This window comes from Streptomyces malaysiensis subsp. samsunensis, assembly GCF_024519315.1.
Classification (GTDB): Bacteria; Actinomycetota; Actinomycetes; order Streptomycetales; family Streptomycetaceae; genus Streptomyces; species Streptomyces malaysiensis.
This window is the reverse complement of sequence record NZ_JANIIC010000006.1, coordinates 163,293-188,160: the sequence shown is the minus strand read 5'-3', so window position 1 is coordinate 188,160 and position 24,868 is coordinate 163,293. Positions and strand designations below refer to the sequence as shown.

The window sequence follows — 24,868 nt, the reverse complement described above, 5'->3', positions numbered from 1 at the left end:
GATGAGGATGTCAGTAACACTGGCAGCCGATCGGCGGACGCGCTTCCTGTCCCAGCCGGTCAAGCTGCTCATCGACGGAGAGTTCGTCGGCGCCGCGGACGGACGCACTTTCACTACAGTGGACCCGGGCACGGCCAAGCCCCTCGTCGAGGTCGCCGAAGCATCCGCGGAGGATGTGGACCGCGCCGTCGCGGCCGCACGCCGCGCACTCGACGGTCCTTGGTCCCGTCTGTCGCCCAGCGAGCGTGGCCGCATGATCCATCGAATAGGTGATCTGCTGGCGGAGCACACGGAGGAGTTCGCCGAGCTGGAAAGCCTCGACAACGGCAAGCCCTTCAGCGCGGCGCTCCAGGTCGAGGTGCCCCTGGCCGTCGACATGTTCCACTACATGGCCGGCGCGGCGACACGGTTGCGAGGCGCCACGATCGCCCCGTCCGTCCCTTACCTGCCGGGCAAGGAATTCCACGCGTACACCGTGCGTGAGCCGGTCGGCGTCGTCGGACAGATCATTCCTTGGAATGTGCCCCTTCTCATGGCGGCGTGGAAGCTCGCACCGGCCCTGGCGGCAGGCAATACCGTGGTGCTGAAGCCGGCCGAGCAGACGCCTCTGTCCGCGCTTCGCCTGGGCGAACTGCTCATCGAAGCGGGGCTTCCCGCCGGGGTCGTCAACATCGTGCCCGGCTTCGGTGCGACAGCCGGCGCCCACCTGGCCCGACACCACGGCATCGACAAGATCGCTTTCACAGGGTCGACCGAGGTCGGCAGGGAGATCGTCCGCGCGTCAGCCGGCGATTTGAAGAGGGTCTCGCTGGAGCTCGGGGGAAAGTCGCCGAACATCGTCTTCGCCGATGCCGACATCGAGGCCGCCATCGAGGGCGCTGCCCTGGGCGCGTTCTACAACCAGGGGGAGGTCTGCTCGGCCGGATCCCGGCTGTTCGTGCAGGAGTCACAGTTCGACCGGGTGGTCGAGGCCCTGGCCTCCTACGCCTCCGGCATCAAGGTGGGGTACGGGATGGACCCCGAATCACAGATGGGCCCGCTGGTGTCCAAGGAGCATCAGGATCGTGTCGGCAGGTATCTGGAGCTGCGTCACGAGTGCGGCGGTGAGGTACTCGCCGGCGGGGAACTCATGGAGGGGCCCGGCTTCTTCGTACAGCCGAGCGTGATCGCACGCCCGCACCCGGACCACCGACTGGTTCGTGAGGAGATATTCGGCCCCGTTGTGACGGCTCTGCCCTTCGACGACATCGACGATCTCGCTGCGCAGGCGAACGACACCGTCTACGGCCTCGCCGCCGGCATCTGGACGACCGACATCTCCAAGGCCCACCGCCTCGCGAAACGTCTCAAGGCCGGCACGGTACACATCAACACCTACCACGTCTTCGCGGCGGAGACGCCCTTCGGCGGCTACAAGCAGAGTGGTTGGGGCAGGGAGAAGGGCGATGAGGTGCTTGATCACTACCTCGAGACCAAATCGGTGATCGTCGGGCTCTGACGCGCCACGAACGACGAGGCGGTGCCACCGCTTCTCGGTATGCCACGCGTGCGTGGCGGCGCGCGGACTTCCGCTCCGTCACGTACGTGCCCCTCACTGTCAGCTGCTGAGGAGTTCGGTTGCCTGACGGGCGGCGTCCATGACTTCCCGGACCCGCTCGGAGTGCGAGCGGGCCATCCTGGTCGTCGGGGCGACAATGCCGACGGCGCCGTACACCTTTCCGTCCTTGCCGAACACGGGAGAGCCGATGGCGGAGATTCCCAGGCTCGACTCCTGCGCGTCCGCTGCCCAGCCCTGGCTGCGAATCACCTCGAACTCATGGTCCAGAGCCGCGAGCAGGTCCCGCTGCTGGGCCTTCGTGAACTCACCGAGGTCCTTGAGTACCATCTCCCGTTGCTGAACGGGGCTCAGGTGGGCGAGGACGGCCTTGCCCGCGGCCCTCATGTACTCCCTGCCCGTCAGTCCGACGTACAGACCACTGACCCTCAGGGGCTGCGATGCTTCGACAAGCACCTTGAGGATCACTCGGTCATTGGTCTCCAGAGTGGAGAAGAAGGCTGTCTCGTCGGACTTCCGCGCCAGGTCCGTCACGAGTGCAGACACCTTCTCGCTGACGTTGAAGCTGCGCTGGTACTGGTTGAACAGTGCCCCGACGCTCGGGCCGAGGGTGAGTGTCAGATCCGGTCGTCGTTCGAGATAACCACGACCGATCAGTGTCCGCATCAGGTGGTAGCACGTCGTGATGTTCAAGCCCAGCTCCGACGAGACCTGCTGAACCGTGGGCGGCGATTCCCGTCCTGCGACGCACTCGAGAAAGTTCAGCGCGCGCTCGACCGTCTGGAGCGGCGGCTGCTTGCTTGACCGCATGTTCACATTATGAAACTAGCACGCGGAGAACACGCGCCTGACGAGCAGGCTGCGCCCCTGGCCGGGAAGCCCCGGCGTACCGCGCACCCGCATCACTTCAATTATTGACTTATATTTCATACTCTGAAACCTGCGATGAGGAGGAAGCTCATGAGTGACACCGTCGCTGACGCACTCGCCGGCGCCCTTGCCCGGCACGGGGTGACATCGATCTTTGGTCAGAGCAACCCGACTGCCTTGATGCTGGCAGCAGAGCGCATAGGCATCCGTCAGATCCTGTACCGCACCGAGAACGCCGCGGGTGCGATGGCCGACGGCTTCGCACGGGTCGGCCGTCGCGTCGCGGTCGTCGCCGCTCAGAACGGCCCGGCGGCCACCCTGATGGTGCCGCCCATGGCGGAAGCCCTGAAGGCTTCGGTCCCAATGCTCGTCCTGGTGCAGGAGGTACCCGCATCCGACCGGGACCGTAACGCCTTCCAGGAACTGGACCATTTCGCGCTCTTCGCCGGGGTCTCGAAGTGGACACGCCGAATCGACGACCCCTCACGGGTCGAGGACAACGTCGACATGGCGTTGACGGTCGCCAACAGTGGCCGTCCCGGCCCTGTCGTGCTGCTGCTCCCGAAGGACATCCTGCAGGCGCCGGCCGTGCCCCCGCGCTTCGGCCGCAGGCGTGACCTGGGCGCGTTTCCGCTCGACCGGCCCCGGCCCGAGGCCACCGCGGTCGCGGAGGCGGCTCGTCTTGTCGCCGAGGCCCGCTCACCCCTGGTGGTCGCAGGTGGCGGCGTGCACCTGTCGGACGCGGTGGAGGAACTGACCGCCCTGCAACGCCTGGCGCACCTCCCCGTCGTGACGACGAACATGGGAAAAGGAGCGGTGAGCGAGCTGGACACCCTGTCGCTGGGTGTCGCGGCGAACGTGACGGGACAGGGGGGCCCGGCACACCACCATCTGCCGCTCATCCAGCAGTCCGACGTCGTCCTGCTGGTGGGAACGCGGACCAATGAGAACGGAACGGAGGGGTGGACCCTCACCTCGCCCGACGCCACGTACATCCACATCGACATGGACCCGGTGGAGGTCGGCCGCACCTACGAGGCGCTGCGGCTCGTGGGCGACGCGCGATCGGCCCTCAGCGACCTCGCGGACGCTTTGGCGGGATGCGACCTCACGCGGCGACAGCGAGCCGCGGAAAGTCTCCGCCATCGCATCGCCACCGGCCGTCGACGCCGCGCCGATGAGATCGAGGCCGCGGTGCCCTTCGACGCCCGGCCCATCGCTCCGGAGAGGCTCCTGCGTGAGCTGGACGAGCTGCTCGTCCCCGACGACATCGTCGTCGCGGACGCGAGCTACTCCTCGTTCTGGGTGGCGAGCCACCTGACGGCCAAGCGGGCCGGTCAGCGGTTCGTCCTGCCTCGCGGCCTGGCAGGACTCGGATGGGGTCTCCCCCTGGGACTCGGGGCGAAGCTGGCGACTCCCGATGCCCGTGTGGTCGCGGTCGTCGGCGACGGTGGATTCGCCCACGTCTGGTCCGAGCTGGAGACAGCCGTGCGTGAGGACCTCGCCCTGACCTTGATCGTCCTCAACAACCAGGTGCTCGCCGCACAGGGGCACGCGGAGATGGCCGCCTTCGGGCAGACGACCACCGGTATCGACTTCCAGCCCGTCGATCATGCCGCCATGGCACGGGCCGTCGGGGCCGCCGGCATCCGGATCACCGACCCGGACCAACTGGAGCCACAACTGAAGGATGCCCTGGCGTCCACCACGGTGACCGTGCTGGACGTGGTGATCGACCCGGACTCGTTTCCTCCGGTGCGGGCCTTCGACAGGCACGCGGACCGCATCAGGCGGCGGCCCCGGACCGGCCGGCCCACGCCCACCTCGCCCGATCGCCCGAAGGGATGACGGAGACGTGTCGCCGACAGACCACGAAACAATGGTGTCGTACTGGCCCGCGATTCCCGAACCCCCCGATGCCCACCACACGATCGGTGACGCACTCCGGAAGGCAGCTGTCCGCTGGCCCTCTCGGACCGCACTCGTGGAAGGCATTGTCAGCAGCGGCGCGTGTACCTGGACCTACGCTCAGCTTCTTCGCGACTCGGAGGCGGTGGCGCGCGCTCTGCTGACCCGGTTCCGCCCGGGTGAACGGGTGGCCGTGTGGTCCGCGAACAGGCCCGAGTGGGTTCTCCTGGAGATGGGAGCGGCGCTGGCGGGAATCACTCTGGTGACCGTCAACCCCGCCTATCGCTCCGCTGAACTCGAATTCGTCCTAAGGCAGTCGCGGGCACAGGGCATTTTCGTCCAACCGCGTCTCCATTCACGCGACTTGCTGGCCATGGCGCGGAGTGCGGCCGAGGAACTACCCGAGCTCCGATTCATACAATCCCTGGACCAGTGGGCCGACTTCATGTCCCTCTCCTCGGGCAAAACTGCCCGTCTGCCGCAGGTCAGCTCCGCTGACCCGGCGCAGATCCAATACACGTCCGGGACGACCGGCTTCCCCAAAGGCGCCGTGCTTTCCCACCGAGCCCTTGCCATGAACGGCCGTCTCTACGCGGAGACGATCGGAGCGACCCCGGAGGACGTATGGGTCAATCCGATGCCGCTGTTCCACACGGCCGGCTGTGGGCTCGTCACACTGGGCGCCCTGCAAACCGGTGGCGTCCACGTGCTGCCGCCGAAGTTCGACGCCGACCTCATGCTGGACCTGTTCGAACACCACCACGGGACCCTTCTGCTGTCCGTGCCCACCATGCTCATCCGCATGCTGGACGCCCAGCACACGGCAGCGCGTGATCTCAGCTCCTGGAGGCTCGCAACACTGGGTGGCGCGCCGGTGCCGCTCGAACTCATCCGACGGGCACGGTGCGATTTCGGCGTCGACGTGGGGATTGGCTACGGACAGACGGAAACGGCGCCCTATGTGACCCACACCGTCCCGGGCGACACACATCCACAGTGGGCGGAGACAGTGGGGCGGCCGTTGCCACACGTGGAAGTGAAGATCGCCGACCGGGACACCGGCGAGCCGGCAGCCCTCGGTGAGCTGGGTGAGATCTGTACCCGGAGCATCTGCGTGATGAGCGGCTACTTCGAGGATCCGGAGGCTACGGACCGAGCCGTCGACAAAAACGGCTGGCTCCATACCGGCGACCTGGGAAGCATGGACGCGGCGGGATACGTGTGCATCAAGGGACGGATCAAGGACATGATTATCCGCGGTGGCGAGAACATCTATCCCCGCGAGATCGAGGAACTCCTCTTCACCCACGACACGGTCGCTGACGTGGCCGTCGTAGGGCTGCCCCACCCCGAATGGGGAGAGATCGTGGCCGCGTTCGTCCGAGCCCGGCCGGGCGCGCCGCTCACACAGGACAACTTGATCAGCCACTGCACAGGCCGCATCGCCAGCTACAAAATCCCGGAGGTCTGGGAGTTCGTTCCCGAGTTTCCCCAGACCGCGTCGGGGAAGATCCAGAAATTCGCGCTTCGCGACCAGTATCTCGGCCGTGCCGGTCGGCCACTCAAGCCGGAGACCAATGATCGGAGCCAAGCGTGACCTCCATGAAGGACAGAACGCTCTTCATCACCGGCGGGAGCCGTGGCATCGGACGTGCCATGGCGCTCAGGGCCGCCGCAGACGGCGCCAACGTCGTCATCGCTGCCAAAACGGCCGAACCGCACCCCAAGCTCCCGGGAACCATCCACTCGGTGGCGACTGAGATCGAGGAGGCGGGCGGGCGGGCGCTCCCGCTGACGCTCGATGTACGCCGGGAAGACCAGGTCGCAGAGGCGGTGGCGTCGGCCGTCCGCCACTTTGGTGGTATCGACGTGCTCGTGAACAACGCGAGCGCGGTGTTCCTCGGGCGGGCCGCGGACACGCCGCTCAAACGGTTCGATCTGATGTTTGACATCAATGTGCGGGGGACGTTCGCCGCGTCGCAGGCCTGCATCCCGTACCTCGAACGTTCCGACAACGGGCACATCCTGACCTTGGCACCACCCATCGACCTGCGGGCCGACTGGTTCGCGAACCGAACCGCTTACACCATGTCGAAGTTCGCGATGAGCATGACGGTGCTGGGATTGGCGGAAGAACTACGGACCGGCGGCGTGGCCGTCAACGCACTGTGGCCGAGAACGATGATCCACACAGCCGCCTCCGCCGTCTTCGGTCTCGGCCGGGCGGGCTGCCGCTCTACCGAGATCATGGCCGATGCGGCGCACGCCGTCCTCACGCGCCCAAGCACCGAATGCACGGGCAACTTCTTCCTCGACGAAGAGGTACTGCGCGCAGAGGGCGTCACCGACTTCGCGAAGTACGAACTCGTTCCCGGCACACCGGCTGAGATCGATCTCTTCGTGACGCCCTCCTGAGCCCGCTCGGGGAAACCCACCGATGGAAACATCGGCAGGGCCCCGAGCCGACCTCACCGGCCCACAGGGATTCGCTGGCCTCGTACAGGTCACCGGTCCGGAAGTCTGGACATCGCGGGCCGGCTACGAAACTCGTGGCGCCATCGCGCGCATCCTCGCCGCTAAGGGCGGCGGGGGCGACGGTCCTGACCGGGCCGTCGCCGTCGGCTGCGTACGGCACACCGGTCGCGGCAGCCCAGCTGACCGGCGACGACAACGACGGCAACAAGGAGATCGTGATCGGCGGCACGGGCAAAGTCGTCGCTCGTGTCATCCAGGGTGAAGACAGCATGATCACCACCGTCGCCGCCCCCATGGGCGGCCGCGCCCCCCCGTCCTGACCACCGGCGACTTCGACAGCGACGGCACGGAGGGCCTGGCCGTGGCGTACTGGATCGCACGCAACCCCAACACGCAGTCTCACGTGCGCCGGTGGAAGTGGGACGCCGACCGATCCGAGATGGCCAACTCCTGGAACACGGACAACGCCGGCGTGACCGCCCTGGCTGCCGGTGACTTCAACGGCGACGGCCACGACGACCTGGCGCTCGGCGAGTGGGTCTCCCGGGCGTCGCCGAGCCGGGCGACACCTTCGGCGCGGCGGTCGCCTCGGGTGACTGCAACGCCGAAGGTGTCCCGGACGTCACGGTCGGATCCCTTTGGCGAGAACGCCTCCCTGGGCGCCGTATGGCTCTTCCGCAGGTCGTCTCCAGGACGTGCTGCCGGATGGCCGCGGTGCGGCTGGCGACCGTGGGGATGCCCGAGCCGACGCAGGTGTAGATCGCGGTAATGCTGGCGTGCTCGTGGCTGAATTGCTCCTGGATTATCTTGAGTTCGCCGACTCGGCATGCTGTTGACCTGTGTGTTTGCGTGGCGGTGGTTGTCCGTGACGTAGCGGATGAGGGCATTGGGGGGCCTTTCAGCGCGTGCTGATCGTTACCGACCTGGGATTGCTTGCCGACGGTCGCTGGGAGGGCCTCCCGGGCGTCGGCCGTTCGTCGGCAGTCGAAGGCTGCGGAGGAGGTATCCAGTGGCACGCGCGGAGATGTCTTCAGTAGGTTCTGCGGATGCGGCAATTCGCGGACATCGAAGACCTGTCGGGGCTCGTGCGTGACGCACTGGGAGCGGGATGCCGCGTTGCCGCGGTGGACCGGTTGCGCCGGGGGGAGCAAGAAAGGGGTGTACCGGGTCCGCCTTGATGGAAGTCGCCCAGTGAGTGTGATCATCTACAGCTGGGCCGAAGCTGAGAACTTCTGGCCGGGCATGCGCGAGGCCGACCCGGCTGACCCGCCGACCCGCCGACCCGCACCGTCAGAACCCGCACCATCAGAAAGGGAACAACTCCCCATGCGCATCGGCATCATGGGCCTGGGCCGGATCGGCGCCTTCCACGCCGAGACCCTGTCCACACTCGACTCGGTGGACTCCCTCGTGGTCACCGACCCGGTGGCCGCGGCCGCCACCGCCGCCGCCGAGCGGTTCGGCGCCCGCGCGGTCGAATCGCCGGAGGCCGTGCTCGCCGCGGGCGTGGACGGCGTCGTGATCGCCGCGGCGACCGACGCCCACCCCGGGCTCGTCCTCGCCGCCGTGCGGGCGGGCGTGCCGGTCTTCTGCGAGAAGCCCGTGGCGAGCACGATCGAGGAGAGCCTCGACGTCCTCCGCGCGGTCCAGGACAGTGGTGTGGAGGTCCAGATCGGCTACAACCGGCGCTTCGACCCCGGGTACGTGGCGGCGCGGAAGGCGGTGGTCAGCGGTGAGCTCGGGCCGCTGCACACCGTACGGTCCACCACCTTGGACCCCGAGCCGCCCCCGGCCGCCTACGTGGCCGTCTCCGGCGGCATCTTCCGCGACTGCTCCGTGCACGACTTCGACATCGTCCGCTGGATCACCGGCCGCGAGGTCACCGAGGTCTACGCGACAGGTGCCAACCGCGGCGCCGAGTACATCGCGGCCGCCGGAGACGTCGACACCGCCTCCGCTCTCCTCACCCTCGACGACGGCACCCTCGCCGTGGTCTCCAACACCCGGCACAACGCCCGTGGTTACGACGCCCGCCTGGAGCTCCACGGCATGGCGGACAGCGTCGCCGCAGGGCTGGAGGACAGGCTGCCGCTGCGTTCCGTCGAACCCGGCGCCACCTTCCCGGGGGCCGCACCGCACCACTTCTTCATGGACCGCTTCGCCACCGCCTACCGGGCCGAGCTCACCGCCTTCACCGAGGTCGCGGCCGGTCTGCGGCCCTCCCCCTGTACCGTCGCCGACGCGGTCGAGGCAGGCTGGATCGCCGAGGCATGCACCCTGTCGCTGCGTGAACACCGCCCCGTGAACATGGAAGAGGTACGGAAGGCATGACGCCAGCCGAGCCGCTGCGCATCGGGATCCTGGGCGCCGCCCGGATCGCCGAGCTCTCCATCGTCGGCCCCGCCCGGGTGTGCGGCCACCGCCTCGTCGCGGTGGCCGCGCGCTCCCGCGGCCGGGCCGAAGCCTTCGCCGCCGAGCACGGCGTCGAGCGGGTGCTGGACTCCTACGCCGATGTGATCGACGACCCCGAGGTGGAGGTCGTCTACAACCCACTGGCCAACAGCCTGCACGGTCCGTGGAACCTCGCCGCCCTCGCCGCGGGCAAGCACGTACTGACCGAGAAGCCCTCGGCGAGCGACACCGAGGAGGCCACCGAGGTGCGCGACGCCGCCGCCAAGGCGGGCACCGTCTTCATGGAGGGCTTTCCACTACCTCTTCCACCCCGTCACCCGCCGCCTCCACGAACTGCTCGACTCCGGCGAGCTCGGAGAGCTCCGGCATGTCGAGACGATGGTCGCCATGCCCGCTCCGCCCGGGTCCGACCCCCGCTGGTCCTTCCCGCTGGCCGGGGGCGCTCTCATGGACCTGGGCTGCTACAGCCTGCACGCCCAGCGCACCCTCGCCCCCTGGGCCGGTGGTCCGCCGCGCCTGGTCACGGCCCGGGGCGGCGCCCGGGACGGCGCGCCGGACGTGGATGAGACGCGGAGCTGGCCTTCCCGGGCGGTGCCACCGGATCCGCTCGCTGCCATATGGCACACGGCGACTGGCGCATGAGCTTCCGGGTGGTCGGCTCGCGTGGCGAGGCCACGGCCGTGAACTTCGTCCAGCCTCATCTGGACGACCGCGTCCTGGTGCGCACGCCCACGGGTGAGCGGACCGAGGAGCTGGGCAAGCGCTCCTCGTACACGTACCAGCTGGAGGCGTACGCCACTCATCTGCGGCACGGCACACCGCTTCCGCTGCACGCGGAGGACGCGCTGACCACCATGTCCCTGATCGACGAGTGCTACCACACCGCCGGTTTCCCGCCCCGGCCCCGCACCGCGCTTCCGGCCCCGGGCTGATGCACACATTCCAGCGGGGGCACGGTCTGTGGCGTGCCCCCGCCGGTCGGCGGCCTCAGGCCGGGCTCAGCCCGCCGTATCGGCCGTCGTCCCCGGCCCGGCCGCACCGGGCGCACCGACGCGCAGCCCGTCCATGACCAGGTCCAGAAGCCGTTTCGCACGCGCCTGCCGGTCGTCGGCGAGGCCGATCTGCCACAGGCCGGCGATGGCGAGCAGGAAGTCGTCGGTGGTGACGCCGGGGCGGATGGTGCCGACCTCCTCGTTGGCCCGCAGCAGGAGCGCCACGGCCTCGGTCATCTGGCCGTCCCCCGGTTTCTCCTGGCCGCAGAATGCGCTCATGGCCTTGTGCAGCGCGTCGGCCAGACCGGCCTTCGCCATGGCGAACCGGGCGAGGTGGCCCATCCACTCCCGCAGCGCCTGGTCCGGCGCGCGGGTCCGGAGCAGCTCGACCGCGGTGTCCGCGACCTGCCGCATCTCATGGCGGTAGATCTCCAGTACGAGGGCCTCGCGGCTGGGGAAGTTGCGGTACAGCGTCCCCTGCCCGACGCCCGCCTTCTTGGCGATGGTGCTCAGCGGGACATCCGCCGAGCGCGTCAGCTCCGCCAGCGCCACTTCCAGGATGCGCTCACGGTTCGCTTGCGCGTCCGTGCGCAGACGTGCGTGCCTGTCTGCCCGCACTCGTCCTCCTTCCGGATATCGCATAGCGCCCGCCTTGCCCACCGGACAGCTGTCCGCTAAGTTTTCATGCACAGCGGACAGCTGTCCGCATAGGCTTACCTTACCGGCAGAACCGGCCGGTGTGGATGGCCGAAACCGAGCGCTGACCGGCATTGTCGCGCATCACACACTTCCGGGACCCCCACCTGGGCCCCGGCCCCATCCATCGGACGACTTCAACGCGCACCCCACCCGCGAAAGAAGGCTGATCATGGCCCCATCGACGTCCAGCGTCATCACGCTGAACATCAACGGCGAGAAATACACGCTGCCCGTCGACCACCGCACCACCCTGCTCGACGCCCTGCGTGAGCATCTCGACCTCACCGGGACCAAGAAGGGCTGCGACCAGGGCCAGTGCGGGGCCTGTACGGTGCTGCTCGACGGCCGCCGGACCGTCTCCTGTCTCCAGCTCGCGGTGGCCGCCGAGGGCCGCGAGGTCACCACGATCGAGGGCGTCGCCGAAGGCGATCAGCTGCATCCGGTGCAGCAGGCGTTCCTCGACCTCGACGGCTACCAGTGCGGCTACTGCACCCCGGGGCAGATCTGCTCCGCCCTCGCCGTGCTCGAGGAGCACGAGGCGGGCTGGCCGAGCGCCGTCACCGCCGATGTCAGCCCCGAAGCGGGACCCCCGCCCCTCAGCCCCGACGAGATCCGGGAGCGGATGAGCGGCAACCTGTGCCGCTGCGGCGCCTATGTGTCGATCGTGCAGGCGGTCGCGCGGGCGGCCGAGGTGCGCGCGACCGGAGCCGAGGAGGCCGTGGCATGAAGGAGTTCGGCTACCAGCGCGTCCTCGAAGTCTCCGAAGCGATCGCCGTCCTCGGCGCCGATCCCGACGCGCGTTTCCTCGGCGGCGGCACCAATCTGGTCGATCTGATGAAGACCGGCGTGGAGCGGCCGGGACGGCTCGTCGACATACGTGAGCTCCCCCTGGACCACATCGAGGTGACGCCGGACGGGGGCCTGCACGTCGGGGCCACCGTCACCAACAGCGATCTGGCCGCCCACCCCGAGGTACGCCGCCGCTACCCGGCCCTCACCCAGGCCGTCCTGGCCGGTGCCTCCGGGCAGCTGCGCAATATGGCCACCGTCGGCGGGAACCTCCTCCAGCGCACCCGCTGCGGCTACTTCACCGATGTGGCGGGGCCCTGCAACAAGCGCCTGCCCGGCAGCGGCTGCCCGGCCATCGAGGGTGAGCACCACAACCACGCGATCTTCAGCGCCTCCGAGCACTGTGTGGCCACCAACCCCTCGGACATGGGGGTCGCGCTCGCCGCCTTCGACGCCGTCGTACATTACGAAACCGCCGACGGGCCGGGCGAGTTGCCGCTCGCGGACTTCTACCTTCCCGTGGGTGACACCCCGCATCTGGAGACCGCGCTGCCGTCCGGCGCGCTGATCACCGGGGTCAGCCTGCCCCCGGCCCCGGTCGCCGCCCACTCCCGGTACCGGAAGGTCCGCGAGCGCGCCTCCTACGCCTTCGCGATCGGCTCGATCGCCGCCGCCCTCGACGTCCGGGACGGGGTCGTCCAGGATGTCCGCCTCGCCTTCGGGGCGGTCGCTCCCCGGCCGTGGCGGGCCCTGGCGGCCGAGCGGGCACTGACCGGGGGCCCGGCGACCGCCGAGGCGTTCGCCGCCGCCGCGGACGCGGAACTGGCCGCCGCCGAGACCCTGCCCCACAACGGATACAAGGTGCCGCTGATGCGCAACCTCGTCGTGGCCCAGCTGACCGAACTCGCCGAGGAGGCCGCCCGATGACCACGACGACCGGAGCCACCACGAGGACGGGGGCCTTCGGCGCCGCGCGCACCCGCGTGGAGGGCCGGGAGAAGGTCACCGGAGCGGCCCGCTACGCGGGCGACATCCCCCTGCCCGACCTCGCCCACGGCTGGATGGTGCTGTCCACCGTCGCCCTCGGCCGTATCAGCTCGGTGGAGACCGAAGCGGTCCTCGCCATGCCCGGTGTCCTCGCGGTCCTCCACCACGAGAACGCCCCGCGGGTCAACCTGGACTACATGGGCACGATCGGGCGGCCCGACCCGATCCTCGGGGTCTTCCAGAACGACCGTGTCCCCTTCATGGGCTGGCCGGTGGCGCTGGTCGTCGCCGAACGGCCCGAGCAGGCCAGGGAGGCGGCGGAAGCCCTGGTGGTCCGGTACGACCAGGAGCAGCACGACAGCGCGTTCTTCGGCGGACACCCCGATATGTACACCCCCGCGGACTCGCCCTTCGGGCCCGCGGAGGCGACGAAGGGGGACGTCGAGGCCGAGCTCTCCGCGTCCACGTTCGTCGTGGACGCCGAGTACACCACGCCGGAAGAGCACCACAACCCCATGGAGCCGCACGCGGCGACGGCCCACTGGGACGGCGGCCGGCTGGAGGTCCTGGACTCCAACCAGGGCAGCACAATGGTGGCCGCCGAGCTCGCGCAGATCTTCTCCCTCGACCCGGCCTCGGTACGGGTGCGGTCCGAACACGTCGGCGGCGGCTTCGGCTCCAAGACGGTCCGCCCGCACCAGGTGGCCGCCGCCATGGCCGCCACCATGCTCCAGCGTCCGGTCCGCGTCGTCATGACCCGCCGCCAGATGTTCTCGACCATCGGCTACCGCAGCCCCACCGCACAGCGGGTCAGGCTCGGCGCCGACGCGTCGGGGCGGCTGCGGGTGCTCGACCACCGGTCCGAGTGCGTCACCTCGACCGTCCACGAGTTCATCGAGCGGGGCGCCACGATGGCGCGCGTGATGTACGACGCCGAGGCGCACCACACCAGCGACCGTGTCGTACGGCTCGATGTGCCGACACCGACCTTCATGCGCGCGCCCGGCGACGCACCGGGCTCGTTCGCGCTGGAGTGCGCGTTCGACGAGCTCGCCGAGAAGACCGGTATCGACCCGATCGCGCTGCGGGTCCGCAATGAGCCCGACCGGGGCCCCGTCTCGGGCCTGCCGTTCAGCAGCCGCAATCTGGTCGCCTGCTACGAGGAGGGCTCCCGCAGGTTCGGCTGGGCGGACCGGGACCCCCGTCCGGGGGTGCGCCGCGAGGGCCGGTGGCTGCTCGGGACCGGTATGGCGGCGGCCAGCTTCCACTCCGGCGCCGCACCGTCCACGTCGGCGGTGACGGCGGAGGCGGACGGCACCTTCACCGTGCGCATCAACGCGGCGGACATCGGCACGGGCGCCCGGACCGCCATCACCCTCGTCGCCGCGGACGGGCTGAAGGTGGATCCGGAGCGCGTCCGGGTGGTCATCGCGGACAGCGACCTCGGTCCGGCGTGGCTCGCCGGTGGTTCGATGGGCACCCGCTCCTGGGCGTGGGCGGTGGCGATCGCGGTGGACGAACTGCGCGGGCGGCTGGCCCTGGGCGGCGACATCCCGCCCGAGGGCATCACCGCGCGATCCGACACCACCGAGGCGATCGGCGCCCTGGCCAGTAAGGAACGGCACTCCTTCGGCGCGCAGTTCGCCGAGGTGGCCGTGGACATCACCAGCGGAGAGGTCCGTGTGCGGCGGATGCTCGGGATCTTCGCGGCGGGCCGGATCGTCAACCCGCTGACCGCGCGCAGCCAGCTCATCGGCGGGATGACCTGGGGCATCTCCATGGCCCTGCACGAGGAGGCGATCCGGGACCGGGCCTCGGGCGGCCTCGTCAGCCCCGACCTCGCGGGCTATCACTTCGCCGCCAACGCCGATGTGCCGCTGATCGAGGCGGACTGGGTGGACGACCCGGACCCGGACGACCCGGTCGGCATCAAGGGTATCGGCGAGATCGGCATCGTGGGGGCCGCGGCGGCGGTCGCCAACGCGGTGTGGCACGCCACCGGCGTCCGCCACCGCAACCTGCCGATCCGCCCGGACCGGGTGCTGTCGGCGGGCACGAAGGTGGCGGAGCCCGGCCACGCGGGCTGACCCCGCAGTGGAGTGATCGGCGCCGGCCAGGGCGGTTCCTGGCCGGCGCCGAACTCGTAGGCGGGCGACGTCGGAGACGAGCACCTGGGCCTCACATCCGCCGGCCACTTCTGACGCGGCGCCATCGGCCGATACCGCCGATCGGCTGGCGCTGTGCGGCGATCCAGTCATCTTCCCGCCCTGCCCGAGCCCCTCCGGGCCCGGCGGGGAACACTCGCCCAACCCGAGGAGAGCAGAGAGGGCACCGATGAGCGACGACTTCGTGCTGGACGTGACCAAGATCCGTGAAGAGGCCCGGCAGAAGATGGCGGCCGGACCGGTCACGGACGCCTACGGGCTGGACAAGGACCGGGTCATCGGCATCCTCAATGACGTCATCGCGACCGAGGTGGTGTGCTGGCTGCGCTACACCCGCCACGCCATCTCGGCCAGCGGGATTGACCGCGCCCAGGTGTCCTCGGAGTTCACCGAGCACGCGAAGGAGGAGATGCAGCACGCGCTGCGCGCCGCCGAACGCGTCTCCCAGCTCGGCGGCGACCCCGACTTCGACCCCTCCTCGCTCACCCAGCGCGCCCAGACCGACTACACCGCACCGCCCGACAACGACCTGAAGGCGATGCTGGAGCACAATCTGCTCGCCGAGCGCATCGTGATCGCCAGCTATCAGGAGATCATCCGCTGGCTGGGCGAACACGACCCGACCACCCGCCGGCTGATGGAGTCGATCCTGGAGGAAGAGGAGGAGCACGCCGACGATCTGGTGGATCTGATCGGCGTCTGACAGCGTGATGGGTCGGCCCATGACCACGCGGTGGCCCCGCTCGCTCTCCTGCCTCGTCGTGGCCGCCCTGTCCTCGGCCCTGCTCGCCGGGTGCGGGGAGGACGACGCCCACGGCCGGAGCTGTTCCGGCCGTACGGGCAAGGATCTCTCCAGCCGCACCGTGGCCGGTGGCGACCTGTGGCAGAAGAAGCTGCGGTGCGTGAATCTCGAACGGTCCACCCTGACCGGACTGGTGTCCGAGGCCAATCTGCGGCGCGGCAATCTCTACGCGGCACGGCTGGCCGCGGTGTCGCTGGAGAACGTCGATCTGCGGGGCGCCGACCTCCGGCGGGCGGACCTCACCTCCGCCACCCTCTCGCAGGTCGATCTGCGCGGCGCCGATCTGAGCGGCGCCAGGCTCGGCAGGGGTCTGCTCACCGATGTCAGTTTCGAGGGCGCACGGCTGGACGGCGTGTATCTGCGGGCGGCGTCCCTCACCCATGTCGGCCTCAACGGAGCGGATCTGAGCGGCGCCGATCTGGCCGGAGCCACGGTGTCCGACTCCGATCTCCGCGGTGCGCGGCTGCGGGATGCGGATATCTCGACGACGAGTTGGGAGAACGTCCTCTGCCCGGACGGCTCCCGGTCGAGCGCACGGGTCTCCTGCGCCGACCATCTGGACCGGGCGGCGGACCGGGCCTCGGATCAGCGCCCCGAGTCGTCGGACGGCTTGGCCGATTCGCTCTGAGATGTCTTCCGCGCGGCGCGGTGCGCCTGCTCGAGACCTTCCATATAGGCGTCCAGATAGTCGGCGTCCGACAGCCGGGCACACGGTTCGGGGACGGGGTGGGAGCGCACCGCTCCGCCCTTGTGGGCGGCCGCCCGGTCGGCGATGGCATCGACACAGCGCCGGGTGATCTCGGCCTTCTCGGCGGCGGCCGGGGTGGCGCTCGGGGTGGTCTTCTCGCGTGCGTCGCCGCCGGTGGAACAGCCGGTCAGAAGCAGGCTGATGGCGATGAGTGCCGCGGCTTCGACGGTGCGGGTGCGCATGTCTCTCCCAGGTGCGTGTGGTGGGGTGCATCATGCGGCGCGGGGGCGGCGGGGTGGGAGTGCCGTGAATGCGTTGTGATGGAACGGTGACCGAACGGGCGTACGGATGAACCCGCGACCGAGTCCGGGGAAAGCGGCGGCGGGGACGGCCCTTGGCGATCCGGCCCACCCGACCGGAGCGGGCACGGGATGTCGGGTCCGGCAGGGTGTGGACTTCCTAGCGTGAGGGGCGTCAGGGAAGGAGACCGAGGTGCTGGAGCGGCTGAACGAGGCCCTGGACCACATCGAGTCGCGGCTCGATCAGCGGATCGAGGTGGCCGACTTGGCGCGGATCGCGGTGACGTCGGAGTACCACTTCCGCCGGCTGTTCTCCGCGCTGGCGGGGATCTCGCTGTCGGAGTACATCCGGCGCAGACGGCTCACCGTCGCGGGGGCCGAGGTGCTCGCCGGGGAGCGGACGCTCCTGGAGATCGCGGTGCGCTACGGCTATGGCTCGGGAGAGGCGTTCGCGCGTGCGTTCCGGGCCATGCACGGTGTGGGTCCGGGCGAGGCCCGGCGAGCGGGTGCCGCCGTGAACTCCCAGCCGCGGATGTCCTTCCGCCTCGTTGTCGAAGGGAGCAGCAGCATGCGATACCGGGTCGTGGAGAAGGAGCGATTCCATGTGGTGGGCAAGAAGGTCCGTGTCCCGCTCGTCCATGAGGGGGTGAATCCGCGGATCGCGGAGTTCATCCGGAGCATCGACGAGGAGACGATGCGGCGTATCGCCGCCCTGTCGGATCAGGAGCCGGAGGGGATCCTGGGGGTGAGCGACAACCTCGACCCGAGCCGGGCCGAGGGCACCGAACTGGACTACTACCACGGGGTGGTGACCGGGGCCGGCGCTCCGGAGGGCCTGGACGCGCTCGCCGTTCCGGCGGGGGCATGGGCCGTATTCGAGAACTCCGGGCCGTTCCCGCAAGCGCTCCAGTATCTGTGGCGGGACGTCTTCACCCAGTGGTTCCCGTCCAACCCGTACCAGAGCAGGCCGGGCCCGGAGATCCTGCGCACCCGGCTGTCCCAGGACGCGGCGCGGGCGGACGCGGAGCTGTGGATCCCCGTGGAGCGGACCGCGCTCTGAGGGGTCCTTGCACTATGCCCGCCCGGGTCGCGCGGGCATAGTGCAAGGACCCCTGACGCCCCGCTCGGCTGTCGTGGCGGCCGAGCGGGGCGCGGCGTCTCACATCCGCCCGCGTGCGGCGCCGGGCCCTCGGACCAGACCGGCGATGAAGGCGAGGAAGGGAATGACGGCGAGGACGGTGCTCACGCCCACACCACCGCCGGTGACGAGCGTGAAGTTGGAGAACACCAGCCACATCGCGGTGAGCAGTCCGGCCACGGCCAGCAGCGGCGCGATCCGGGTCTGCCAGCGCCTGCCCGAGGAGAGCTCGGCGTTGCGCGCGAAGAAGGTGACCACGGCGACGGAGGTGATGACCATGAGCACGATCATGCCGACCGTCGCCACCCCCGCCATCGAGCCGAAGACGCCCACCAGCGGATCCAGTCCGATGGCGGCGCAGGCGACGACCAGGACCAGCGCGGTGACGGTCTGGACGATGGAGGAGACGGACGGCGAGTGGTGGCGCGGATGGACCGCGCCCAGCCGGGCCGGGAGGAGGTCCTTGCGGGCGAGGGTGAAGGTGTAGCGGGCGATGACGTTGTGGAAGGAGAGCACACAGGCGAAGAGGCTGCTGAGCAGCAGGACCTGCATGACGTCCCGCAGCGCGGTGCCGACGTAGGTCTGGGCGGTGTCCATGAGCATGTTGCCCTGGCCGTCCAGGGTCTTCTGGGCCACGGCCGTGGCGTCCTCGGTGCCCGCCGCCAGGACCAGCGCCCAGCAGGACAGCGTGTAGAAGGCGCCGATGATCAGGACGGCGAGGTACGTGGCCCGCGGGATGGTCCGCTCCGGGTCGCGGGCCTCGTCGCGGAAGACGGCGGTGGCCTCGAAGCCGATGAATCCGGTGATCGCGAACAGCACGGCCACGCCCAGCGGGCCGGAGAACGCCGTATGCGGGGTGAACGACTCGACGTTGACGCCGTGGGCGCCGCCCCGGCCGAAGATCCCCGCGTCCAGGACGAGCACCACCGCGATCTCCAGGACGAGCGCGACCCCGAGGACCTTGGAGCTGAGGTCTATATGGCGGTAGCCGAGGAAGGCCACGATGGCCAGTGCCGCGAGCGCCCACACCCACCAGGGCAGGGTCGGCCCGCCGAAGGAGTGGAGGACATCGTTCACGGCCCATCCCAGATAGCCGTAGACGCCGACCTGGACCGCCGTGTAGGCGACGAGCGCGACGGCGGCCGTGCCCACTCCGACACGGTCCCCCAGGCCACGGGTGGCGTAGGCGTAGAAGGCGCCGGCCTGCGGCACGTGGGGTGTCATGGTGACGAAGCCGACCGCGAACACCAGCAGGATCAGGGAGGCGAGGGCGAAGCCCACGGGGGCTCCGGCGCCGGGGCCGCCGGCGATGGCGAGCGGTACGTTGCCGCCGACCACCGTCAGGGGCGCGGCAGCGGCGATCACCATGAAGACGATGGCACCGGTGCCGAGCCGCCCCGAGAGGTTCGTCTGCGTCGGTCGCGGGGTGGATGACTGCACATCGGGGTCGGTCAGCATGACGGGTCCTTGGTGGCGCGGGCGGACGGGGTGAAGAGGTCTGGCCGGAGGTCGGCCAGATACGGATTGGCCTTGCGTGCTTCCCGGACCGTGTATGGGTCCACGGTCGCGAAGAGCAGCCGGTTGCCGTGTTCGACGCTGTCCAGCACGGTCGCCGACGGGCTCACGATGGAGCTGCGGCCGACGTAGCGCTGTGAACCCTCGTCGCCGTCATGGTTGACGTAGGCGATGTAGATCTGGTTTTCCCAGGCGCGCACCCTCAGCAGGTGCTCGGCGATGAATTCGTACGGTCGCATCTGGGCGGTCGGGACCGCGACGAGGTCCGCGCCGGCCAGGGCGGCGGCCCGTACGTTCTCGGGGAACTCCACGTCGTAGCAGATCAGCATGGCGATCCGGACGCCCCCGTAGTCGATGACGGGAGCGGTTCTGTCGCCCGGTGTGAAGTACCTGCGGTCGAGTTCGCCGAAGAGGTGGTTCTTGCGGTGGCGGCCGAGCACCGTTCCGGCCGGGTCGATGAAGAAGGCACTGTTGTAGTAGGCGCCGGAGTCGTACTCGGGTGCTCCGAGGACGAGCGCGATGCCATGTGCGGCGGCCATCTCCCGGGCCGGGGTCAGCAGGTCGGTGCGGGCCAGGTCCCGGACGGTGTCCCCGATGTCGTAGCCGGTGACGAACAGCTCGGTGGTGACCAGGAGCTCGGCACCCTCGGCACGGGCCCGGCGGCACGCCGCGTCCAGTTCGTGGAGGTTGGCGTCGACGTCGCCGGGCGTGCCCGCCGTCTGTAGTCCGGAGATCTTCATCGGTGCCTTCGGAGTGGGCGTCCAGGGGTGAATGCGAGCCATACAAACATGCTCACTTTGATCAGGTAAACCCCCGGAGGTTACGGTTCCGCAAAGCGGCGGCCCCGTCCCGAGGCCGTGCGCCGAGGCCGTGGGGAGGCCGCGGGGCCGGGTGCCTACCCTGAGGGAATGGCGATCCAGGAACCGTCCGGCGCACCGAGCGCCCTGACCAGCAGCGCCCTCGCCGCGATCCGGCGCACCAGCGCGGTCGACACCGTCCGGGCCCGGATCTCGCTGGCCGTCGACCTGGGCCTGCTGGCGCCCGGTGAGCGGCTGCCCAATGTCCAGGCCACGGCGGCTGCGCTCGGGGTCGGCGAGATCACCGTCCGCCGGGCCCTGCGGACCCTGGAGGACGAGGGTGTCGTCCAACGGCGCCCGGGACGCACGGGCGGCACGTTCATCGCGGAGCGGCCCCGGCGCCGCACCGTGGCGCAGGTCGCCGCGTACCGGGAGGACAGCGAGCGGGTGCACCGGCTGATCGACGAGCGCATCGTGCTGGAGGCCGGTTTCGCGCAGCTGGCCGCCGAGCGGCTCGATCAGCCGGGGCTCGACCGACTCGACCAGTGCGTCCGGGAGATGGACGCGGCCGGGAGCTGGGCCGAGTTCCACGCCGGTGACAAGCGGTTCCATCTGGCCCTCGCCGAGGCCGCCGGGCTGCCCTCCGCCCTGGCGATGTACGAGCGGGTCACCGGAGAGCTGTACGCGTACTTCCTGCCGTATCCGCTGGACTACCTCCGCGGCAGCAACGAACAGCACAAGGCCATCAGGGCCGCGCTCGGCGCGCGTGACGCAGCCTTGGCCGCCGGTCTGCTCCGGGACCATGTGGCGGAGCTGCACCACTCGATGTACGTCGGCTTCGCGGACAGCGACAACGCCGAGCGGGGCGACGACGGCTGACGGCGGCGCCCCCACCGGCGAACGCGCCCCGGGTCAGCCGAGGGGAAAGGCGGTGTCCGTGAGCCGTTCGGACAACTCCCACAGCCCGGCCGCCAGCACCTCGTCCCGAGCGGCGGCGCCGCGCCCCACGAGCGTGGGACGGCCACGCCGTTCGCCCCGTCCGCCGGGGCCGACATAGCTCGCTCCCGCCAGATCCCGTGTGGCGGCGAACAGCGTCGGCAGGCATCCCGCGGCCTCGCTCTGCATCATCAGCCGCCCGGCGGCCGTCGCGACGAGGCTCATCACCGGACCGAGGTGACGGTTCAGCCCCGTCCGCGCCGCGCCGGGGTGGGCGGCGAGGGCGCGCACGGCGGAGCCGGCCCGCGTCAGCCGCCGTTGCAGCTCCAGGGTGAAGAGCAGATTGGCCAGCTTCGACTGGCCGTAAGCGGCCGAGGCGCGATAAGCGGATCGGCGGAAGTCGGCTGCGGTTCGATGGCGCCCCAACGACAGGGCGTTCGCCGCGCCGCTGCGCCTCCTGGCCGAGGCGCGGGCGCGCGGCGACATCGACCCCGACACCACCGGCCGGGCCGACATGACCCTGCTGGCGCTCCTGCGGGGACTCACCGTGCTCGTGGCCACCGGCGTGCACGGGGACCGCCCGCTCGACGAGCTTGTGACCGGCACCGTGAACACCCTGCTCACCGGCCTGCGGCCGCGCTGAGACGCCCCGGGCACCCGGGGAACGCCCTCGGGGTTCGGCCTGTGGCTGACCCCACAGATCACATGGTGAGACCGGGGTCCGGTTTCTGAAATCCGGACCATATCCTGGGGTGCATGTCCGCACCCGCCCATCTGCTCTGTCTCGCGCTGTTCGCGAGCTCGGCGTGGTGCGTCGACGACGGCCTCTGTCGCCGCTGAGCCGGAACCGGCCGGTTTCCCCACCGCGCGCCGCCCGCCGTGGCGCCGCGCCGCCCGGCCGGGCCCTTCCGCCCAGTGACATCCCCTCGAACGTCTCCGGAGTCCGCACGTGACCACCGCCACGCCCGCCGGGGCAGCGAAGACCTCCGCACTGCTGTCCCCCTCACCCACCTCCGCCCCCCGGCCGGACGCACCCGCCGCGCCACCGGTGCGCCGGGTGCCGCTCGCCGTGTCCGGGCTGCTCGCCGCCGCGCTGACCGCGTATGTATGGTCCGCCCATGGGGCCAAGCCCGGCGTTCTGCTGCTGCTCGGCCTCGGGCTCGGCGTCGCCCTCTTCCACTCCCGCTTCGGCTTCACCTCCGCCTGGCGGCAGCTGGTGGCCGTCGGCAACGGCACCGGACTGCGCGCCCACACCCTGCTGCTCGGCACCACGGCCACGCTGTTCGCCCTGCTCATCGGCACCGGGACCGGACTGTTCGGATCCGTGCCGGCGCCTTCGGCCGGACCGCTGGGGCTCGGGCTGCTGATCGGCTCGTTCGTCTTCGCCGTCGGCATGCAGCTCGGTGGGGCCTGCGCCTCAGGCACCCTCTTCGCGGTCGGCTCGGGCCAGACCTCGATCGTGCTCACGCTGGGCGGCTTCATCGCCGGAGCGACCCTCGCCGCCTGGCAGTTCGACCTGTGGAAGGACCTGCCCGCGCTGGATCCGGTCGTCATGGCGGACCACATCGGCTGGTTCGGTTCCTGGGCGGTGACGATCCTGGTGCTCGCCGCCATCGCCCTGGTCAGCCGGCGCGTCCAGGCCCGCCGCAACCCGCCGCCGATCGATGCGGTGCCCTCCGCGCGCAGTGCCGCCGCCCGAATCCTGCGCGGCTCCTGGCCGCTGGCGGTCGGCGCGCTGGCGCTGGCCGCACTGGGCGCCGGTGTGCTGGCCGTCTCCGGTGGCGCGTGGGGCATCACCAGCGCCTTCAGCCTGTGGGGTGCGGAGCTGGTACGGGCGCTCGGCGGCCATCCGGAGAGCTGGAGCTGGTGGCAGCAGCCCGGGAACAAGGAGATGCTCGCGGGGCCCGTGCTCACCGACAAGACCAGCCTCACCGACATCGGCATCATGATCGGCGCGGCGGTCGCCGCGGCGCTCGGCGGCACCTGGACCCTGCACCGCGGTGTGCCGTGGCGAACGGCGACCGCGGCGGTGCTCGGCGGCGTGCTGATGGGCATCGGCGCCCGGCTGGCGGGCGGCTGCAACATCGGCGCCTACCTCGCGGGGATCGCCTCCGGCAGCCTGCACGGCTGGATCTGGGGCGCCTTCGCCCTCCTGGGCACCTGGGCCGGGCTGAAGCTGCGGCCGCTCTTCGGGCTCGGGAACCCCAAGCCGGGCGACGGCGTCTGCTGACGACGGCGGCCCCGCGGGCGGGGCTTGAGCCACGTTCGCAGATTATTCATGCCCACGTCATGTAGATGATCCATCGTCAGGGCGGTGTGCCGGTCCGCCGACCGGCCCCGCAGCCGACGAAGGGTACTCACGATGGTCCCGTTCCATGCCGCTCCCCCGCGCCGGGTCCGCCGGGTCCGCCACGCCGCGCTGGCGCTGGTGGCCGGCGCCGCGGCGCTCTCGGCCCTTCCGGCCACCGCGATGGCCGGGAGCACGGGTTACGGCACGCCGACCATCAAGCTCTCCGACGCGTACCTGTCCGGCGCCGTGGGCGCCACCGGCGACCCGACCGTGACCGTGAAGGTCGGCCAGAGCGGCGCCGACGCGGGCGCGCTCACCGTGTCCGCGACCGCCACCACCCGCGGCTCGGTCGCCCGGACCGGCGATGTCTCGGTGACGGGCACCGGCGCCACCCGCAAGGTGACCGTAAGGGCGCGCGGCAAGGGCTACACCGATCTCACCCTCGGAGTGAACGGCCTCGGTGGCAAGAGCGCCACCACCACCCTGCACTACGCGGCCTCCGGCGCCGTCCGGGACGCCGCCGCCACCCGCTACCCGACCGGCTCGAGCGACTCCTCCGCCGCCGTGGACGTCGGCGGCGGCTATATGGTCGTCGCCGACGACGAGTCCAACGTCCTGCGCCTGTACCGGCGCGACGCGTCCGGCGCGCCGGTGCGCACCTGGGACGTCAGCTCCGACCTCGACGTCGACAAGGAGATCGACATCGAGGCCGCGGCCCGCGTCGGCGACACCATCTACTGGACCGGTTCGCTGGGCAACAACAAGGACGGTGAGCCGAAGGAGGACCGCTTCACCCTCTTCACCACCACCGTCTCCGGTTCGGGCGCCGACACCGAGCTCGAGGTCGACGGCTCCTACCGGGGTCTGCGCGAGGACCTGGTGGCCTGGGACAAGGCCAACGGGGACCGGCTCGGCTTCGCCAAGGGCACCGCGGACGGCCAGGTGCCCAAGCAGATCGACGGATTCAACGTCGAGGGCCTGGAGTTCGCGCCCGGCTCCGGCTCCACCGCGTACCTCGGCTTCCGGGCGCCGCTGGTGCCGCCGGCCGAGGGCGGCAAGGCGCTGCTGGTCCCGGTCACCAATGCCGACGAGCTGGCCCGGTCAGGCGGTAACAAGGACACCCACGCCACCTTCGGCGACCCGATCACCCTCGACCTCGGGGGTCTGAGCATCCGTGACATCCGCCGCAACGACAAGGGCCAGTACCTGATCGTGGCCGGCTCCTGGGCGGCCGAGGACAACAGCGCCCCGTACGCGCTCTACTCCTGGGACGGCGTCGCCGGACACCAGCCGGTCAAGCGGCTCGACTTGCCGACGGCCGACCCGGGCGGCTGGGAGATCGTGGTGGACGTGCCCGACCTCACGGCGCCCGGCGCCCGAGCCCAGGTGATCACCGACAGCGGCTCGGCCGACCTGTACGGGGACGGCACCGAGGCCAAGGACCTGGAGCACGAGGAGTGGAAGAAGTCCCGGTCGGTCAGTTTCCCCCTGAACCCCTGATCCCCCGAACCCCTGATCCCCCCGAACCCCTGATCCGCCGTGAACGCCTGA

The 24,868-nt window shown here is 70.3% G+C and carries 22 protein-coding genes and 2 pseudogenes; 18 read left to right on the top strand and 6 right to left on the bottom strand.

The window, feature by feature from the left end:
* Position 1: 1 nt before the first annotated feature.
* Positions 2 to 1,498, top strand: coding sequence for an aldehyde dehydrogenase family protein (locus tag NQU54_RS07945; protein WP_257630434.1), 1,497 nt, complete (start codon positions 2 to 4; stop codon positions 1,496 to 1,498).
* A gap of 99 nt (positions 1,499 to 1,597) precedes the next feature.
* On the opposite strand, the gene NQU54_RS07940 is transcribed toward NQU54_RS07945, so the two are convergent.
* Positions 1,598 to 2,365, bottom strand: coding sequence for an IclR family transcriptional regulator (locus NQU54_RS07940; protein WP_257630433.1), 768 nt, complete (start codon positions 2,363 to 2,365; stop codon positions 1,598 to 1,600).
* Positions 2,366 to 2,500: 135 nt separating this feature from the next.
* On the opposite strand from NQU54_RS07940, the gene NQU54_RS07935 reads away from it, so the two are divergent.
* The 7 genes and pseudogenes from NQU54_RS07935 to NQU54_RS07905 all read left to right on the top strand — a co-directional run bounded on the left by NQU54_RS07935 (position 2,501) and on the right by NQU54_RS07905 (position 10,152).
* A complete protein-coding gene (locus tag NQU54_RS07935; RefSeq protein ID WP_257630432.1) occupies positions 2,501 to 4,273 on the top strand; it encodes an acetolactate synthase catalytic subunit in 1,773 nt (590 codons plus the stop codon).
* 7 nt (positions 4,274 to 4,280) lie between these two features.
* Positions 4,281 to 5,930, top strand: a complete 1,650-nt coding sequence (locus tag NQU54_RS07930; RefSeq protein WP_257630431.1) for an AMP-binding protein — start codon at positions 4,281 to 4,283, stop codon at positions 5,928 to 5,930.
* A gap of 5 nt (positions 5,931 to 5,935) precedes the next feature.
* Positions 5,936 to 6,748: an SDR family oxidoreductase gene (locus tag NQU54_RS07925; RefSeq protein ID WP_257630485.1), complete on the top strand. Its 813-nt coding sequence runs from the start codon at positions 5,936 to 5,938 to the stop codon at positions 6,746 to 6,748.
* Between the two features lie 134 nt (positions 6,749 to 6,882).
* A complete protein-coding gene (locus NQU54_RS07920; RefSeq protein ID WP_257630430.1) occupies positions 6,883 to 7,128 on the top strand; it encodes a hypothetical protein in 246 nt (81 codons plus the stop codon).
* A 119-nt stretch (positions 7,129 to 7,247) separates the two neighbouring features.
* Entirely contained in the window at positions 7,248 to 7,577 is a 330-nt protein-coding gene (locus NQU54_RS07915; protein WP_372505819.1) for an FG-GAP repeat protein, read from the top strand.
* Positions 7,578 to 8,134: 557 nt separating this feature from the next.
* On the top strand, positions 8,135 to 9,139 hold the full coding sequence (locus NQU54_RS07910; protein ID WP_257630428.1) for a Gfo/Idh/MocA family protein: 1,005 nt from the start codon (positions 8,135 to 8,137) through the stop codon (positions 9,137 to 9,139).
* Positions 9,136 to 10,152 (top strand): annotated as a pseudogene (locus NQU54_RS07905) (Gfo/Idh/MocA family protein). The gene NQU54_RS07910 and the pseudogene NQU54_RS07905 overlap by 4 nt, the downstream one beginning before the upstream one ends.
* A 66-nt stretch (positions 10,153 to 10,218) precedes the next feature.
* Here the strand turns inward: NQU54_RS07905 and NQU54_RS07900 are convergent.
* Positions 10,219 to 10,830 carry a TetR/AcrR family transcriptional regulator gene (locus NQU54_RS07900; RefSeq protein WP_449353761.1) on the bottom strand — a complete coding sequence of 204 codons (612 nt, stop codon included), beginning with the start codon at positions 10,828 to 10,830 and terminating at the stop codon, positions 10,219 to 10,221.
* Between the two features lie 250 nt (positions 10,831 to 11,080).
* Here NQU54_RS07900 and NQU54_RS07895 point away from each other — a divergent pair, with 250 nt between their 5' ends.
* The 5 genes from NQU54_RS07895 to NQU54_RS07875 all read left to right on the top strand — a co-directional run bounded on the left by NQU54_RS07895 (position 11,081) and on the right by NQU54_RS07875 (position 16,282).
* Complete coding sequence (locus NQU54_RS07895; protein ID WP_257630426.1) at positions 11,081 to 11,638, top strand: 2Fe-2S iron-sulfur cluster-binding protein; 558 nt, start codon at positions 11,081 to 11,083, stop codon at positions 11,636 to 11,638.
* Positions 11,635 to 12,627 carry an FAD binding domain-containing protein gene (locus NQU54_RS07890; protein WP_257630425.1) on the top strand — a complete coding sequence of 331 codons (993 nt, stop codon included), beginning with the start codon at positions 11,635 to 11,637 and terminating at the stop codon, positions 12,625 to 12,627. The genes NQU54_RS07895 and NQU54_RS07890 overlap by 4 nt, the downstream gene beginning before the upstream one ends.
* Positions 12,624 to 14,774 (top strand): xanthine dehydrogenase family protein molybdopterin-binding subunit, encoded by a 2,151-nt coding sequence (locus tag NQU54_RS07885; RefSeq protein WP_257630424.1) that lies wholly within the window; start codon positions 12,624 to 12,626, stop codon positions 14,772 to 14,774. Before NQU54_RS07890 ends, NQU54_RS07885 begins: the two co-directional genes overlap by 4 nt.
* Before the next feature lie 247 nt (positions 14,775 to 15,021).
* Positions 15,022 to 15,555 carry a ferritin-like domain-containing protein gene (locus NQU54_RS07880; RefSeq protein WP_257630423.1) on the top strand — a complete coding sequence of 178 codons (534 nt, stop codon included), beginning with the start codon at positions 15,022 to 15,024 and terminating at the stop codon, positions 15,553 to 15,555.
* A gap of 19 nt (positions 15,556 to 15,574) precedes the next feature.
* Positions 15,575 to 16,282, top strand: coding sequence for a pentapeptide repeat-containing protein (locus NQU54_RS07875; protein ID WP_257630422.1), 708 nt, complete (start codon positions 15,575 to 15,577; stop codon positions 16,280 to 16,282).
* Here the strand turns inward: NQU54_RS07875 and NQU54_RS07870 are convergent.
* Positions 16,240 to 16,584 carry a hypothetical protein gene (locus tag NQU54_RS07870; RefSeq protein ID WP_257630421.1) on the bottom strand — a complete coding sequence of 115 codons (345 nt, stop codon included), beginning with the start codon at positions 16,582 to 16,584 and terminating at the stop codon, positions 16,240 to 16,242. The genes NQU54_RS07875 and NQU54_RS07870 overlap by 43 nt on opposite strands.
* Before the next feature lie 250 nt (positions 16,585 to 16,834).
* Between NQU54_RS07870 and NQU54_RS07865 the strand changes: the two genes are divergently transcribed.
* Positions 16,835 to 17,701: an AraC family transcriptional regulator gene (locus NQU54_RS07865; RefSeq protein WP_257630420.1), complete on the top strand. Its 867-nt coding sequence runs from the start codon at positions 16,835 to 16,837 to the stop codon at positions 17,699 to 17,701.
* Positions 17,702 to 17,800: 99 nt separating this feature from the next.
* On the opposite strand, the gene NQU54_RS07860 is transcribed toward NQU54_RS07865, so the two are convergent.
* Complete coding sequence (locus NQU54_RS07860) at positions 17,801 to 19,237, bottom strand: APC family permease (RefSeq protein WP_257630419.1); 1,437 nt, start codon at positions 19,235 to 19,237, stop codon at positions 17,801 to 17,803.
* Positions 19,231 to 20,076 (bottom strand): carbon-nitrogen hydrolase family protein, encoded by an 846-nt coding sequence (locus tag NQU54_RS07855; protein ID WP_257630418.1) that lies wholly within the window; start codon positions 20,074 to 20,076, stop codon positions 19,231 to 19,233. Before NQU54_RS07855 ends, NQU54_RS07860 begins: the two co-directional genes overlap by 7 nt.
* Before the next feature lie 126 nt (positions 20,077 to 20,202).
* Here NQU54_RS07855 and NQU54_RS07850 point away from each other — a divergent pair, with 126 nt between their 5' ends.
* Complete coding sequence (locus NQU54_RS07850) at positions 20,203 to 20,970, top strand: FadR/GntR family transcriptional regulator (RefSeq protein WP_257630417.1); 768 nt, start codon at positions 20,203 to 20,205, stop codon at positions 20,968 to 20,970.
* 33 nt (positions 20,971 to 21,003) lie between these two features.
* On the opposite strand, the pseudogene NQU54_RS07845 reads toward NQU54_RS07850, so the two are convergent.
* Positions 21,004 to 21,411, bottom strand: a pseudogene (locus NQU54_RS07845) (SDR family NAD(P)-dependent oxidoreductase); the annotation flags it as partial.
* Positions 21,412 to 21,541: 130 nt separating this feature from the next.
* On the opposite strand from NQU54_RS07845, the gene NQU54_RS07840 reads away from it, so the two are divergent.
* The 3 genes from NQU54_RS07840 (at position 21,542) to NQU54_RS07830 (ending at position 24,817) form a co-directional block, all read left to right on the top strand.
* Entirely contained in the window at positions 21,542 to 21,670 is a 129-nt protein-coding gene (locus NQU54_RS07840; RefSeq protein ID WP_257630416.1) for a hypothetical protein, read from the top strand.
* Positions 21,671 to 21,976: 306 nt separating this feature from the next.
* A complete protein-coding gene (locus NQU54_RS07835) occupies positions 21,977 to 23,257 on the top strand; it encodes a YeeE/YedE family protein (protein WP_257630415.1) in 1,281 nt (426 codons plus the stop codon).
* Positions 23,258 to 23,389: 132 nt separating this feature from the next.
* Positions 23,390 to 24,817 (top strand): DUF3616 domain-containing protein, encoded by a 1,428-nt coding sequence (locus tag NQU54_RS07830; RefSeq protein WP_257630414.1) that lies wholly within the window; start codon positions 23,390 to 23,392, stop codon positions 24,815 to 24,817.
* The last annotated feature ends 51 nt before the right edge of the window (positions 24,818 to 24,868 follow it).